Genomic DNA, 15120 nt, shown 5'->3' with positions numbered 1-15120 from the left:
TCTTCGTAGCGCTTACGCGACGGGTTCGTAACGCCATCCGTCGCGATGCCACTGCATCGTGTGCGTTGGTTCGAGCGCCGCGAGAAACGCGGCGTCGTGCGACGCGACCACGATCGCGCCGGGGAAGCCGGCCAGCGCCGCTTCGATCGCCCGCACCGATTCGAGATCGAGGTGATTGGTCGGCTCGTCGAGCAGCAGCAGTTGCGCGGGCGTGCCGCGCCACAACGCGCACGCGAGCGCGGCCTTCAGCCGTTCGCCGCCGCTCAGTTGCCGCGCGGGTTGCGTCGCACGCGTCGCGTCGAGTTGCAGCAGCGCGAGACGGCTGCGCAGATCACCTTCGGCAAGGGGCGTATCGAGCAGGCCCAGTTGCTCGACGATCGAGCGCTCGGCGTCGAGCAGCGCGAGCCGCTGGTCGAGATACGCGGCGCTCACGTGCGTCGTGCAGGTACCCGAACGCGGCGCGAGCTCGCCCGCGAGCATTCTCAGCAACGTCGACTTGCCGCAGCCGTTCGGGCCTGTCAGCGCGATGCGCACGGCGCCGCTTGCGGACCACGTGATCGCGTCGGCGTCGCCCGCCACCCGCCACGGCAGTTGCGCGCGTTCGAGCGTGAACAGCTGGCGGCGCGCGCTGACCTCGGTGCCCGGCAGCGATACCAGCACCGGTGCGTCGGCTTCGACGCGCGCGGCCGCTTCCTGCACGCGCGCGTCGAGCGTCGCCTTGAAGTCGCTCTGATGACGCCGGACGGTCCCCATGATCGCGCGCGCGGCGCCCTTGCGGCTCTGACGCGCCATCGACGACAGGTTGGCCGTCTTCGCGTCGCGCAGCGACGCGGCCGCGTGACGCTGGGTCGTGTCGTGTTCCTGTTCGAGCCTGCGCCGTACGCGCCCGCGCTCGGTGCGCGCATGGTCGAGCGCCGCGTGCGCGGCGTCCTGTTCCGCGTCGCGCTGCGCGCGATAGAGCGCATAGTTGCCGCCATATGAACGCGCGCCGTGCGGCGTCAGCTCGACGATGCGTTGCACGCCGGCGAGCAGCGCACGGTCGTGGCTGACGATGACGACGCCGCCGCGCCAGCCGTCGAGCGCCGTGCGCAGCCACGCGCGGCCCGGTGCATCGAGATGGTTGGTCGGTTCGTCGAGTACGAGCAGGCCGGCGCCGGACAGCAGCGCGCCGATCAGCGCCACGCGTGCGACCTGGCCGCCGCTTAGCGCGTGCGCGGGCGTGTCGGCGTGGACGTCGTGCAGGCCGGCCGCGTCGAGTGCCATGCGCAGGCGTTCCGCGAGATCCCAGCGATCGCCGATCAGGTCGAAGTCGTTCGGTGTTGCGTGGCCGTCCGCGAGACGCGCGAGCGCGCTGAGCGGTGCATCGAGCGCGGCGATCTGCGCGACGGTCCGCGGGGCCGCCGCCGCCGTGTCGTCGCGGTCATGATCATGCTGCTGTGCGACGTAGACGACGTGCGCATGCCGCTCGATCGTTCCCGCGCTGGGTGTACGGCAACCGGCGATCAGTTGCGCGAGCAGGCTCTTGCCGACGCCGTTGCGGCCGACGATGCCGGTGGGCGTGCGATCGATGGACAGGTCGAGCGAATCGAACAGCGTGATGCCGTCGTCGAAGCGGAAGGAAACGTGATGAAGCGCGACGAGCGCGCCGGTGGGCGTGGCAGCAGCCATGAGCACCTCCAAAAATGCGTGAAGACCTTCGCGCGCGGCGTGCGTGGCACGGGCGGCGAAAACATTTCGGGAAGGCTTAGTGGTTCACTTTGGCTGGCGTCCGGTATGAGGAACAGGCGCGCAGTGTAGCAAGCGCGGCGCGCGGGCCGCAAGCGAGCGGCGTGCACGCCGTCGCTTGCGCGCCACGCACGGTTACTGCATGGCGACCGTCGTGAAGTTCTGCCGTCCGAACGGACTCACGTGATAGCCGCTCACGTTCGTGCGCGTCAACGCGGCCGCGGTCGGGTAGCCGAGCGGGATCCACAGCGCCTGGTCGTGGATGATCTTCTGCGCGCTTTCATAGAGCTTCGCGCGCTTGGCTTGGTCGGCGGTCGACTTGCCGTCGGCGATCAGCTTGTCGAGCTGCGCATCGCAGAAGCGCGCGAAGTTGATGCCCGACTTCACCGCATTACAGCTGAACAGCGGCGACAGGTAGTTGTCCGGATCGCCGTTGTCGCCGGCCCAGCCCATGAACAGCATGTCATGCTGGCCGAGCTTCGCCTGCTTGATCAGCTCGCCCCATTCGATCACCTTCACCTCGGCCTTCACGCCGATCTTCGCGAGGTCGGCCTGCAGCAGTTCCGCGCCGACCTTCGGGTTCGGGTTCAGCACGCTGCCGGTCGGGCGCGTCCAGATGGTGGTCGAGAAGCCGTTCGGGAAGCCTGCCTGCGCGAGCAACTGCTTCGCCTTCGCGGGATCGTACGCATACGGCGCGACGTCCTTCGCATAGCTCCACGTATTCGGCGGATACGGGTTGTTCGCGGCCGTCGCGGTGTTGTCGAACACGACCTTCAGGTAGGTCGCGCGGTCGAACGCGAGGTTCAGCGCCTCGCGCACCTTGTCGTTGTCGAGCGGCTTCTTCTGCGTGTTCAGCGCGACGAACGCGGTCATGAACGCGGGCGTTTGCACGACCTTCAGCGCGCTTTCGCCTTTCGCGGCGAGCACGTCCTGCGGCTTCGGCGACAGCGCGATCTGGCATTCGCCGGCCTTCACCTTCTGCAGGCGCACCGACGGGTCGGGCGTGATCGCGTAGATCAGCCGGTCGACCTTCGGCTTCGCGCCCCAGTACGTCGGATTCGCGTCGTAGCGGATCAGCGCGTCCTTCGTGTAGCTCTTCAGCACGAACGGGCCGGTGCCGACCGGCTTCGCGTTCAGGTCGGCCTGCTTGCCGGCCTTCAGCAGCTGGTCCGCGTATTCGGCCGAGTAGATCGACGCGAAGCCCATCGTCAGGATCGGCACGAAGGTCGCGTTCGGCTCGTTCAGCACGAATTTCACCGTGCTGTCGTCGACCTTCGTGACCGACTTCACGAGCTTCACGAGGCCCATCGACTGCGCGTGCGGAAAGCCGCTCGCGCCGGCCACCTTGTGCCACGGATTCGCATCGTCGAGCATCCGCGTGAACGTGAACACGACATCGTCCGCGTTCAGCGCACGGCCCGGCTTGAAATAGTCGGTGGTCTGGAACGCGACGTTCGGGCGCAGGTGGAACGTGTACGTGAGGCCGTCGGCGCTCGCTTCCCATTTGTCCGCGAGCGCGGGCACGACCTTCTTCGCGGCTTCGTCGTAGGACACGAGTGTGTTGAAGATCACGTCGGCCGATGCGTTGGTCGTGACGAGCGAGTTGTACTGCACGACGTCGAAGCCGTCCGGGCTCGATTCCGTGCAGACGGTGAGCGGCTTGGCGGCGGCGAGGCCGGGGACGGCAAGGGCGGCGAGGGCCGTGGCCACGGCGGCCGCGGCGAACAGCTTGACGTGCATAGGATCTCCCACGTGGCGTGTGTTTTTCGCTGAATGACGGAGGCAGGCGCGGCCCGGAAGCGGGCAGGGCCGACGCGGCTGGCGAATAGCATACCGTCAAAGCGTGCGACGCGCGAAAAAAGGCGCCGGAACGCGGTGAATTGACCGAAAAACGGCTGCGTTCGCGACGGAATGCGTGTTGGGGCGGCGGTGTGGGCAGGTCAAGAGCGATGCGCGAGGCAACGGCGCCGAGACGGCGGTCGAACGCGAGGCGCTGAGCACATGCGTGGCGCGACTCGAGCGACGAAACAGATACGATCGCGCCAGCGATGCGTGACATGTGGTGCGCCACGGAGTCCGGAACGCGGGAACGCAAGAACGCAAGAACGCAGAAACGCAGAAACGCAGGAGGGCGGGAATCCGCTCGGCTCCGCGCGATCCGACCGCGGCGATCAAGCCGCGCCCCGGCGCGAGACGTGCGCCGGGATCCACGACGCGCTCAGTGCGCGCCGGCCTTCGGCTTGCGCGGCGCCTTTTCGAACAGGCGGTCGTACAGCCAGCGCGGCAGCACGTGCAGCACCTTCGCGACGACGCCCATCTGCCACGGAATCACGCGGAATGCGTGCTGCCGGGCGATCGCGCGTGCCGCACGCGCGGCGAAGCGATCGGCGTCCATCAGGAACGGCATCCGGTACGGGTTGTGCGCGGTCATCGGCGTGCGGATGTAGCCGGGCGCGATCGTCACGACGCCGACGCCGGCCGGGCGCAGCTCGACGCGCAGCGCTTCCAGATACTTGATCGCGGCCGATTTCGACGCGCTGTACGCGCCGGAGCCGGGCAGGCCGCGCACGCCGGCGACGCTCGCGACGCCGACCAGCGTGCCGTGGCGCGCGGCCGTCATCGGGCCGACGAACGGCTCGAACGTCGCGACCATCCCGTAGTAGTTGATGTCCATTACGTCGCGGAACGCCGCGAGATCGCCCTGGCCCGTGACGGCGCCCTGGCTGATGCCCGCGTTCGCGATCACGACGTCGGGGCAGACGTGCGCGGCGATGAACGACGCGGCGGCCGTCGCGAGCGCCTCGGCGTCGCGCACGTCGGCGGAATAGACGGAGATGGACAGCTTCGGGAACCGCCGCGCGAACGCATCGAGTGCATCGGTGCGTCGCGCGACGAGGGCGAGCGTGGCGCCCTGGCGGGCGTATTCCTCGGCCATCGCAAGGCCGAGGCCGCTCGACGCGCCGGTGATGAAGACCTTCAGCGGAGTAGTCATGCCGGCGCGCGGACGGGGATCAGAGCTTCTTGTCCTGAACTTGCTTCACGAGGAAGTCGAGCACCTGCGCGGTACCCGGGATGCTGTTCGTGTAAGCCGGGCCCGTCTTGTACTTGCCCTGGACGACGACCGTCGGCACGCCGTCGATCGCGTAGTCCTTCAGCAGCTTGGCCGACTGGTTCACCTCGCCCTGCACGCTGAACGAGTTGTACGCGTCCATGAACTTCTTCTTGTCGACGCCCTGCGTGGCCAGGAAGTCGGCCTGCGCCTGCGGCGTCAGCAGGTAGTTCTTCTGCTTGTGGATCGCGTTGAAGATCGCCGGCGTGACCTTCTCGGAGATGCCGAGCGCGGACACCGCATAGAACAGCTTCGAGTGCGGGAGGAAATCGTCACGGAATGCGACCGGCACGCGCTTGAAGTCGATGTTGTTGCCCTGCTTCTTCACCCAGGCCTCGATCGTCGGCTCGAATTCGTAGCAGTGCGGGCAGCCGTACCAGAAGAACTCGATCACCTCGACCTTGCCGGCCGGCGCGGATACCGGCTGCGGCGACTTCATCACCTCGAAGTCCTTGCCGGCGGCCGGCGCGGCGGGCGAAGCCTGGGCGAGGCCGGCGGCCAGGCCCAGGGACAGAAGGAGCGTGCTAAGCAGTTTTTTCATGTTGTGAACGTCGAATCAGTTGCTCGGGTTACGGAACGTAACGGGTTCTGCGTGGGCTCGGCCGGTTGGCTTACTGCTTCGTGAAGCGGATCACCGCCGTGTCGACACCTGCATCGGACAGGCGCTGGCGGGCCGAGTTCATATCCTCGAACTTCGAGAACGGGCCGACCCGCACGCGGAAATAGGTCACGCCACTGACGTCGCGCTTCGACACCTTCGATTCGAAGCCCTGGAAGCCGAGGCGCGCACGCTGCTGCTCGGCATCGCCTTCCGTCTTGTACGCACCGACCTGCAGGAAGTAGCCGGTGTTCGCGTCGTTCGCGGTCGGCGGCTTCGCCGCTGCTGCTGCCGCGGCCCCGGCCGACGACGTCGGCTTCGGCGTGTTCGCGGCCTGCTGCTGTTGCTGCTGCTTTTGCGCGGCGGCTTGTTGCGCCTGCTTCTGCGCGGCGAAGCGGGCGAGGTCGTCCTCGCCGCCTTGCTGCTGTTGCTGCGCCTGTTGCGTCTTCTTCGGCGGCGGCGTGGTATCGGCCGGCTTCGGCGCGACGGCGACGCCGTTGCCCGACGACGGCGTGTTCGACGCGGTGGTGTTGCTCGAGCCGGTGGCGCCGTTCGTGTTACCCGACGGCGGCACTTCGACGATCTGCGGCTCGGGCAGCAGGCCGCCCTGGGTCTGGTTCGCGGCCTGGCCGGGCGCGGTGTTCGGCGGCGCCGATTGCGCGGCCTGCGGCACCGGCTGGCCGGGCGTCTTGCCCTGCAGCGCGCGGTTCGGGTCGAACTGCTGCGGCTGGCTCGCGCCGTTGTCGGCCGGCGGCGGCGCGACTTTCGACACGAACGGCGACGGCGAACGCGTGATGTAGAGCGCCACCACCACGGCGATTGCGAGGCCGACGATCAGGCCCAGCACGATTCCAAGAAATGTCCCTCCGGCTTGTTTCGACTGCTTCGAAGTTCGGCGTGGTTGTGCCATTGCTTGAGTCACCTGCAAAAAGAATCGTGAAAAGGCTGCGGCGGGTATCCGACGACGCGCATCCGACGGCGGCCGCTGCCGCAGCCATTCGCGGCCCGGTTCGGGGCCGCGCTGACATCCTTACATCTTGGCGGGCGCGGATACGCCGAGCACCGCCAGGCCGTTCTCGAGCACCTGCCGGGTCGCGGCGAGCAGCGCGGCGCGCGCATTGCGCGGCGCCTCGTCGTCGACCAGCACGCGCTCCGCATTGTAGAACGAGTGGAATTCGCCAGCGAGATCGCGTAGGTAGAACGCGACCGCGTGCGGTGCCAGCTCGTTCGCTGCGTGCGTGAGCATGTCCGGATACTCGGCCAGCTTCTGCATCAGCGACGCCGCTTGCGTGCTCGTCAGCTGCGACAGGTCGGCGCCCGGCAGTTGCGCGACGTCGACGTTGTAGCGCGACTTCAGTTCGTTGAGCACCGAGCAGATCCGCGCATGCGCGTACTGGACGTAATAGACCGGGTTTTCGTCGTTCTGTTTCAGCGCGAGGTCGATGTCGAACACGAACTCGGTATCGGCCTTGCGCGAGATCAGGAAGAAACGCACCGCGTCGCGGCCGCGCGTGATGGTTGCCTCGTCGATCAGGTCGGGGGCCGCTTCCTGGCCCGCGGCCGCGCCGCCCGACCATTCGATCAGGTCGCGCACCGTCACGTAGCTGCCCGCGCGCTTCGAGATCTTCACTTCCTGGCCGTCGCGCATCACGGTGACCATCTTGTGCAGCACGTAGTCGGGATAGCCCTTCGGGATACCGATATGCAGCCCCTGCAGGCCGGCGCGCACGCGCGCGATCGTGCCGTGGTGGTCCGAACCCTGGATGTTGATCACCTTCGTGAAGCCGCGCTCCCACTTCGTCACGTGGTAAGCGACGTCCGGCACGAAGTACGTGTACGTGCCGTCCGACTTGCGCATCACGCGATCCTTGTCGTCGCCTTCGTCGGTCGTGCGCAGCCACAGCGCGCCGTCCTGCTCGTAGGTCATGCCGGCCTTGACCAGCGCGTCGACCGTCTTCTCGACGCGGCCTTCGCTGTACAGCGACGACTCGAGGTAGTACTGGTCGAACTTCACGCCGAACGCCTGCAGATCCATGTCCTGCTCGCGACGCAGGTAGGTGACCGCGAACTTGCGGATCGCGTCGAGATCCTCGACGTCGCCCGTGCCCTTGACCGGCTCGCCGTCGGATGCGGCGACCGTTTCGCCGTTCAGGTAGTCGCGCGCGATGTCGGCGATGTACTCGCCGTTGTACGCGGCTTCCGGCCAGCCCGCGTCGCCCGGCTTCAGGCCGCGCGCGCGCGCCTGCGTCGAGATCGCCAGGTTGCCGATCTGCACGCCCGCGTCGTTGTAGTAGAACTCGCGGTGCACCGCGTAGCCCTGGCTCGCGATCACGTTCGCGAGCACGTCGCCGAGCGCGGCCTGACGGCCGTGACCGACGTGCAGCGGGCCGGTCGGGTTGGCCGACACGAATTCCAGCAACACTTGCTTGCCTTTCTCGCGATCCGACGTGCCGAACGCGCGGCCCTGCTCGAACACGGCGGCGATCACCGCCTGTTTCGCGGCGGCCGACAGGCGCAGGTTGATGAAGCCGGGCCCGGCGATCTCGGCGGCTTCGACGAGGCCTTGCGCGGCCGGCTGCGCGGTGAGGGCGGCGACGATCTGCTCGGCGAGCTGGCGCGGATTCGTGCCGAGCGGCTTCGCGAGCTGCATCGCGACGTTGCACGCGACGTCGCCGTGCGCGGCGACCTTCGGGCGCTCCAGCGTGATGGCGGGGGCGACGAATGCTGCGTCGGCGCCTTTCAGCGCGTGTGCGACCTGCTTGACGCTATCCGCGAGCAGGGCTTCGAGGGTCTGTTTGTGTGCTGGCAGCATGCTGGTAGAAGGCTTCGTTGGTGGCGGCCGGAAACGCCGGCCCGCCGGCACGCTTTTTAAGCGCGCGTTTCAGGGATCGCAGAATTTTAACAGGTGCTAATATGCCGCTCAGGCGGCCCGCGTCCGCGAGGCCGGACGCCGGTCTGCCGGCGTTCCCCAACCGCGCCGCGCAGGCACAACAAGATGAAAAGGGAATTGTCATGATTACGTTCAAGAGCAAGGCGGCACAGGATCTCGACGTGCTGAAGGATTTCGCCGTGTATGTGCTGGGTCTCGTCGGCAAGCAGCTGGGCGAGCGCGGTGTGATCACGCACGACGAACTGGACCACGCGATCGCCAAGCTGGAAGGCGCGGTCGCGCAGGCGAAGCAGGAGCGCGCCGAGCACGCCGGCCATTTCCACGAGGACGAAGCCGACCACGCGCACCATGAAGTGCCGCCGAGCCTGGCGCAACGCGTCGCGCCGTTCCTGACGATGCTGCGCGAAGCGAAGGCCGGCCAGGCCGACGTGCACTGGGGCTTCTGAGCTTCCTTCTTCCTTGCTTGGCAGATCGAAAGGTTCGCCAGACAGGAAAAAGCCCGCTTTCGAGCGGGCTTTTTCTTTTGTCTGATGAAAATTTATGTCGAGCGGATGGCGTGCGCGAAATCGGGGCGGTAGCGCGGCGCCTGCCTTGACCGAAGGATGAAATCCCTTATAATTCAACGCAAGACTATGTGAAAGCGGGTGCGAAAACATAGCGCCGCCCGGGCAACCGGGTCCCACCTGGAGTGGGTATTTCGTCGAACGACGGAAAGAGAATCCCGCATGCGACGGCTGCCGAAAGGCGGCCGTTGGTTTTTCTACGCCCGGATCTTGCGGCCTTCGAGGCTTGCTCGCAGCAACGTGCGCAGCGCGACTTTCCGGGCTTCCCGCTGGCGCCGGTTCAGGCCGCCATCCAGCATGTAGGCCGACTGTACGCGCAGGATGAGCCGGCGTTTCCTGATCCGGTCCTTCGAAACCTCGAAGAACACCGCATACACGCGTTGCGTGCCGTCCGATGCGACCGCTTCCACCGTCACGAAATTGGGTTGCCGTTCATCCGCGACGACGATCCGGCGCGTCGCCAGCCCGACGATCACGCCGCGCAGCAGCTCCCGTGACGCGCGGTACCGGTCTGCGCAGAGCACGCGCGTTTCGCGGCCATCGTCGTAGATCTCGTCATCCGGAATGGTGTCGCGGGTGCGTCCGTCCCATTTGAGGCTGCGCGTAAAGCAGTGGCAGGAGAACAGGACCAGAACCGTCACGTCGAAGCCGGTTTCCAGATCGCAGGTGAATGCCAACGGACGCAGATGGCTCAGATCCCAGCGCTCGCCGCGGTAGATCGTCGGCGGGAACGGGCTCGCGCTGTCCGCTGGCGTTTCGGTGATCCGGATCTCGAAGGTCGACATGGCAGGAAGAACTGAGGGAGAAGGGCGCGTTATGTCGCCCACGCGCGTTGGCCCGAAAGCCCGGCGTTGCAGGACTTCGATCTCGATTATTGAGATTAGTTATCCTGATAAATCAAGTCGTTGTGCGACGCGCCCCTGGATCGGGGCGCGTGGCGATGGAAGCGGCGGGTCGCCGCAGTCGACGCGGTTACAGTTGCGGCGCGAGCGCGCGGCGCGCGTCGTCCAGCGACAGCGCCATGCGTTGCGCGTAGTCCTCGAGCTGATCCTGCCCGATTTTGCCGACCGAGAAGTAGCGGCTGTCCGGGTGCGCGAGATAGAAACCCGACACGCTCGCCGCCGGCAGCATCGCGAGCGAATCCGTCACGCTCATGCCGATCTCGTCCGCGTGCAGCACGTCGAACATGTCGCGCTTCACGAGGTGGTCCGGGCAGGCCGGATAGCCGGGCGCCGGGCGGATGCCCGCGTACTTCTCGGCGATCAGCGCGTCGTTGTCGAGCGTCTCGCCGCTCGCATAGCCCCACAGCTCGCGCCGCACGCGCGCGTGCATCGCTTCGGCGAACGCTTCCGCGAAACGGTCGGCGAGCGCCTTCAGCATGATCGCGCTGTAGTCGTCGTGGTCGGCTTCGAACTGCTTTTCCTTCACGTCGACGCCGAGGCCGGCCGTCACCGCGAACATCCCGATGTAGTCGGCCACCCCCGACTCCTTCGGCGCGATGAAGTCGGCGAGCGAACGGTTCGGCCGCATCACGCCGTCGACCACCGGGCGCACGCTTTGCTGGCGCAGGTTGCGCCACGTGAGCAGCACTTCCGAGCGCGACTCGTCGCTGTAGATCTCGATGTCGTCGTCGTTGACCGTATTGGCCGGCAGCAGCGCGATCACGCCGTTCGCGGTCAGCCAGCGGCCCTGGATCAGGCGCGCGAGCATCGACTTCGCATCGGAGAACACGCGTCGCGCCGATTCGCCGACGATCTCGTCGTTCAGGATCGCCGGGTACGGGCCCGCGAGGTCCCAGGTCTGGAAGAACGGGCCCCAGTCGATGTAGTTCGCGAGCTCGTTCAGGTCGTAGTTCTTGAACATGCGACGGCCGATGAACTTCGGCTTCACCGGCTGGTAGCCGGCCCAGTCGATCCTGGTCTTGTTCGCGCGTGCTTCGGCGAGCGTGACCATCGGCTGCGCCTTGCGGTTCGCGTGCTGGTCGCGGATCCGTTCGTAGTCGGACTTCAGCTCGTCGAGATACTTGGCCGCGCCTTCGTCGGACAGCAGGTTCGACGCGACCGACACCGAGCGCGACGCATCCGGCACGTAGACGACCGGGCCTTCGTAGTGCGGCGCGATCTTCACGGCCGTGTGCACGCGCGACGTCGTGGCGCCGCCGATCAGCAGCGGAATCTTCTTCACGCGGAAGTAGTCGTCGCGCTGCATTTCGGACGCGACGTACGCCATTTCCTCGAGGCTCGGCGTGATGAGGCCCGACAGCCCGATGATGTCCGCGCCCTCGACCTTCGCCTTCGCGAGGATCTCGTTGCACGGGACCATCACGCCCATGTTGACCACTTCGAAGTTGTTGCACTGGAGCACGACCGACACGATGTTCTTGCCGATGTCGTGCACGTCGCCCTTCACGGTCGCGATGACGATCTTGCCCTTCGCGCGCACGTCGCCGCCCGCTTCCGCGAGCAGGCGCTTTTCTTCCTCGATGAACGGGATCAGGTGCGCGACCGCCTGCTTCATCACGCGCGCCGACTTCACCACCTGCGGCAGGAACATCTTGCCCTGGCCGAACAGGTCGCCGACGATGTTCATCCCGTCCATCAGCGGCCCCTCGATCACGTTGATCGGACGGCCGCCGGCCGCGGCGATCTTCGCGCGCACTTCCTCGGTATCCTCGACGATGAAGGTCGTGATGCCGTGCACGAGCGCATGCGAGAGCCGCTTCTCGACCGGCTGGTTGCGCCACTCGAGGTTCTCTTCCTTCTTCGCGCCGCCTGCCTTGAACTTGTCGGCGATCTCCAGCAGGCGATCGGTGGAATCGTCGCGGCGGTTCAGGATCACGTCCTCGACGCGCTCGCGCAGCTCGGGGTCGAGATCGGCGTACACGCCCAGCTGGCCGGCGTTCACGATGCCCATGTCCATCCCGGCCTGGATCGCGTGATACAGGAACACGGTGTGGATCGCCTCGCGCACCGGGTCGTTGCCGCGGAACGAGAACGACACGTTCGACACGCCGCCGCTCACCTTTGCGTGCGGCAGGTTCTGCTTGATCCAGCGGGTCGCCTCGATGAAGTCGACCGCGTAGTTGTTGTGCTCCTCGATGCCGGTCGCGACCGCGAAGATGTTCGGGTCGAAGATGATGTCTTCGGGCGGGAAGCCGACTTCGTTCACGAGGAAGTCGTACGAGCGCTTGCAGATCTCGGTCTTGCGTGCGTAGGTATCGGCCTGGCCGGTTTCGTCGAACGCCATCACGACCGCGGCCGCGCCGTAGCGGCGGATCAGGTTCGCGTGGTGACGGAACGCGTCCTCGCCTTCCTTCAGCGAGATCGAGTTCACGATCGCCTTGCCCTGCACGCACTTGAGGCCGGCTTCGATCACCTCCCACTTCGACGAGTCGATCATGATCGGCACGCGCGCGATGTCCGGCTCCGATGCGATCAGGTTCAGGAAGCGCACCATCGCCGCCTTCGAATCGAGCATCGCCTCGTCCATGTTGATGTCGATCACCTGCGCGCCGTTCTCGACCTGCTGGCGCGCGACGGCGAGCGCCTCGTCGAACTGGCCGTTGAGGATCATCCGTGCGAACGCCTTCGAGCCGGTGACGTTGGTGCGTTCGCCGACGTTGATGAAGAGCGTCCCGGGCGTGACGTTGAACGGCTCGAGGCCGGCAAGGCGCATCATGTGATCGGTCATGGCGGTGCGAATTCTTTTGATGAAGGACGTGGGGCGGTCGGTCAGGCGTTGTCGCTGTACTGGTTCGGCCAGCGGCGCGGCTTCACGTCGGCGAGCGCCTTCGCGATCTCGGCGATGTGTTCGGGCGTCGTGCCGCAGCAGCCGCCCGCGAGGTTCACGAGCCCGGCCTGCGCGAATTCCTTCAGCAGGCCCGACGTGACGTCGGGGGTTTCGTCGAAACCGGTGTCGCTCATCGGGTTCGGCAGGCCCGCGTTCGGGTAGCACGACACGTAGGTGTCGCACAGCTTCGCGAGCTCGGCGATGTACGGGCGCATCAGCGCCGCGCCGAGCGCGCAGTTCAGGCCGAACGTGAGCGGCTTCGCGTGACGCAGCGAATTCCAGAACGCCTCGACGGTCTGGCCCGACAGAATGCGGCCCGACGCATCGGTGACGGTGCCCGAGATCATGATCGGCAGGCGCTCGCCGGTGTCCTCGAACAGCTCGTCGAGCGCGAACAGCGCGGCCTTGGCGTTCAGCGTGTCGAAGATCGTCTCGACGAGGAACAGGTCGACGCCGCCGTCGAGCAGCGCCTTCGCCTGCTGGTAGTACGACGTGCGCAGCTCGTCGAACGTGACGTTGCGCGCGCCCGGATCGTTGACGTCCGGCGAGATGCTGGCCGTTTTCGGCGTCGGCCCGATCGCGCCGGCGACGAAGCGCGGCTTGGTCCGAGTCGCGTATTTCGCGGCCGATTCGCGAGCGAGCTTCGCCGATGCGACGTTCATCTCGACGACGAGATCTTCCATCCCGTAGTCGGCCTGCGCGACGGTCGTCGCGCCGAACGTGTTGGTTTCGACGATGTCGGCGCCGGCCGCGAAGTACTGGTCGTGGATCTCGCGGATGATCTGCGGCTGCGTGAGCGACAGCAGCTCGTTGTTGCCCTTGATGTCGCGCGGGAAATCCTTGAAGCGCTCGCCGCGATACGCGGCCTCGTCGAGCTTGTAGCGCTGGATCATCGTGCCCATCGCGCCGTCGAGGATCAGGATGCGCGATTTCAGCAGCGCGGGCAGGGCGGCGCCGCGCGTGTAGCGCGCGTCGAGCGGGACGGAAGCGGCGAGAGGAGTCGCAGACATGGGCGGAAGACCGGCGAAGACGGAAAACCGTCATTGTAGCCGGTGCGTCAAGGGGGCGCGGGCCCTCGCCGTGCCGGCCTGGCGGCCCGCCAAATGAAAGCCCCCGCCGGCGAGCCGGACGGGGGCAGGATCGGAGTGCACGCGGCGCCGCATCGATGCGCGGCGAATGGCCCGGCCGCGTGACGCGCCGGGCCGCGCTCGTCAGTGCAGCACGACGGGCATCATCATCAGGCTGTCGAATTGTCCGAGGAATTCGTCGACCTCGTCGAGCGACGGTTCATCCTCGATCAGCTGCTTCACGTGTGCGCGGAATCGTTCGGCAAGTTCGCCGTCGATGAAGATTTCGCGCTGCGCGTTCTTGTCGACGATTTCGTATCCGCCGGCATTCATCAGGTGATGGCCGGCCTGCGGCGCAAATTCGACGACGCAGTAGTTGGGGCTGTTGTAGATCATTTGCATGGCGGCACTCCTCTTCGCAGTGGCATCTGGCCTTGTTGTCCCCTAGGTGGGGCAAGCCTTGCCGGTTTCAAGGGGCTTGCGCTGCACACCCCGTTCTCCCGTTGCGTGGGGTGTATCGGTTAGAAGCCGATGTCTATCAAACGTTTCTCATTGTGAGCCGGTGGACTGAAATAGTTGTTAAAGAGTGTCATCGGCCATTTCCGGGAAATCTGTAATCGGTCGAAATTGCCGATTGGCCTGCATTCATTCGCGTTCACTGTGTGACAGTCGACGAGGCCGGTGGTTGCATCGTCGCGGGCGGTGCCGATGGCGCCGGCTCCGCTGGCTGCGCAGGCGATGCATCGGGTGTCGGAGCCGCGGCAGGCGCGTTCGTTGCGCCGCCGGACGGCGCGGCATCGGCAGGCACGCTCGGTGCGACGAGGCGGCCGTGCCACAGCAGCTCGATCTGCGCCCCGTTCGGCTCGCTCTGCACGAGTCGCGCGGGCAGCCAGCCGAGCGACGGCGCGAGCCACATGTCGATGCGGCGCGTGTCGCCGTCGCGGCGCGGCAGGCGCATGAAGTGCCGCGCCGCGATGATGCCGGCCTGCGTCTGCACCTGCTCGTCGCCGATCACGGTGATCGGCCAGGTCTCGCCGCTGTTGTTGTCGATCACGAAGAACTGTTGCGTGACGCCCGGCTTGTAGGCGGCGGGATTGCCGCGCACGAGCCCCGACAACTGCATCAGCATGCTGAAGCGGTCCTGCACGCCGTCGGGCAGCGGCGCGTTGTTCGGCGTGCGCGTGAACACGACTTGCCGGATCTCGCGGTTGAAGATCGCGATGTCTTCCGGCCGCTTGCCGCGCTTCTCGACGTAACGGTCGGGCGCGACGCCGAACGCATCGATGCGGCCTTCGCTGCGATAGGTGAACGGGCCGACGAACGGCACGGGCATCGACACCGACAGGTCGTACGTGTGCCCGTCGGTGCGCCAGTGGATC

At 66.6% G+C, this 15120-nt stretch carries 12 protein-coding genes; 1 reads left to right on the top strand and 11 read right to left on the bottom strand.

Annotation, left to right across the window (positions count from 1 at the left end; translation table 11 throughout):
- Positions 1–12: 12 nt before the first annotated feature.
- The 6 genes from AP428_RS12220 to argS all read right to left on the bottom strand — a co-directional run bounded on the left by AP428_RS12220 (position 13) and on the right by argS (position 8244).
- Positions 13–1668 (bottom strand): ABC-F family ATP-binding cassette domain-containing protein, encoded by a 1656-nt coding sequence (locus tag AP428_RS12220; protein ID WP_054928095.1) that lies wholly within the window; start codon positions 1666–1668, stop codon positions 13–15.
- A 192-nt stretch (positions 1669–1860) separates the two neighbouring features.
- Positions 1861–3465 (bottom strand): ABC transporter substrate-binding protein, encoded by a 1605-nt coding sequence (locus tag AP428_RS12215; RefSeq protein WP_054928094.1) that lies wholly within the window; start codon positions 3463–3465, stop codon positions 1861–1863.
- 478 nt (positions 3466–3943) lie between these two features.
- Positions 3944–4717 (bottom strand): SDR family oxidoreductase, encoded by a 774-nt coding sequence (locus AP428_RS12210; protein ID WP_054928093.1) that lies wholly within the window; start codon positions 4715–4717, stop codon positions 3944–3946.
- A 19-nt stretch (positions 4718–4736) separates the two neighbouring features.
- Entirely contained in the window at positions 4737–5375 is a 639-nt protein-coding gene (locus AP428_RS12205; RefSeq protein WP_011694426.1) for a thiol:disulfide interchange protein DsbA/DsbL, read from the bottom strand.
- 70 nt (positions 5376–5445) lie between these two features.
- Complete coding sequence (locus AP428_RS12200) at positions 5446–6342, bottom strand: SPOR domain-containing protein (protein WP_027809035.1); 897 nt, start codon at positions 6340–6342, stop codon at positions 5446–5448.
- A 120-nt stretch (positions 6343–6462) separates the two neighbouring features.
- The gene (gene argS, locus AP428_RS12195) at positions 6463–8244 is read right to left on the bottom strand and encodes an arginine--tRNA ligase (protein WP_054928092.1); all 1782 of its coding nucleotides are present in this window, start codon (positions 8242–8244) and stop codon (positions 6463–6465) included.
- Between the two features lie 200 nt (positions 8245–8444).
- On the opposite strand from argS, the gene AP428_RS12190 reads away from it, so the two are divergent.
- On the top strand, positions 8445–8768 hold the full coding sequence (locus tag AP428_RS12190) for a DUF1840 domain-containing protein (protein WP_006489103.1): 324 nt from the start codon (positions 8445–8447) through the stop codon (positions 8766–8768).
- 314 nt (positions 8769–9082) lie between these two features.
- Here the strand turns inward: AP428_RS12190 and AP428_RS12185 are convergent, their stop codons facing one another.
- The 5 genes from AP428_RS12185 to AP428_RS12165 all read right to left on the bottom strand — a co-directional run.
- On the bottom strand, positions 9083–9670 hold the full coding sequence (locus AP428_RS12185; protein WP_054928091.1) for a hypothetical protein: 588 nt from the start codon (positions 9668–9670) through the stop codon (positions 9083–9085).
- Between the two features lie 187 nt (positions 9671–9857).
- Positions 9858–12587 (bottom strand): methionine synthase, encoded by a 2730-nt coding sequence (gene metH, locus AP428_RS12180; protein ID WP_374104997.1) that lies wholly within the window; start codon positions 12585–12587, stop codon positions 9858–9860.
- A gap of 29 nt (positions 12588–12616) precedes the next feature.
- Complete coding sequence (locus AP428_RS12175; protein ID WP_054928089.1) at positions 12617–13684, bottom strand: homocysteine S-methyltransferase family protein; 1068 nt, start codon at positions 13682–13684, stop codon at positions 12617–12619.
- Positions 13685–13885: 201 nt separating this feature from the next.
- Positions 13886–14143, bottom strand: a complete 258-nt coding sequence (locus AP428_RS12170) for a DUF3567 domain-containing protein (RefSeq protein ID WP_006477667.1) — start codon at positions 14141–14143, stop codon at positions 13886–13888.
- A gap of 253 nt (positions 14144–14396) precedes the next feature.
- The coding region (locus AP428_RS12165) for a DUF3108 domain-containing protein (protein WP_156349312.1) at positions 14397–15120 on the bottom strand (724 nt) is incomplete at its 5' end.

It is taken from the genome of Burkholderia sp. E168m22 (assembly GCF_001319805.1).
In the GTDB taxonomy this organism is placed as follows: domain Bacteria; phylum Pseudomonadota; class Gammaproteobacteria; order Burkholderiales; family Burkholderiaceae; genus Burkholderia; species Burkholderia orbicola.
The sequence above is the reverse complement of the archived record's forward strand: the minus strand, read 5'-3'. Positions and strand labels throughout refer to the sequence as shown.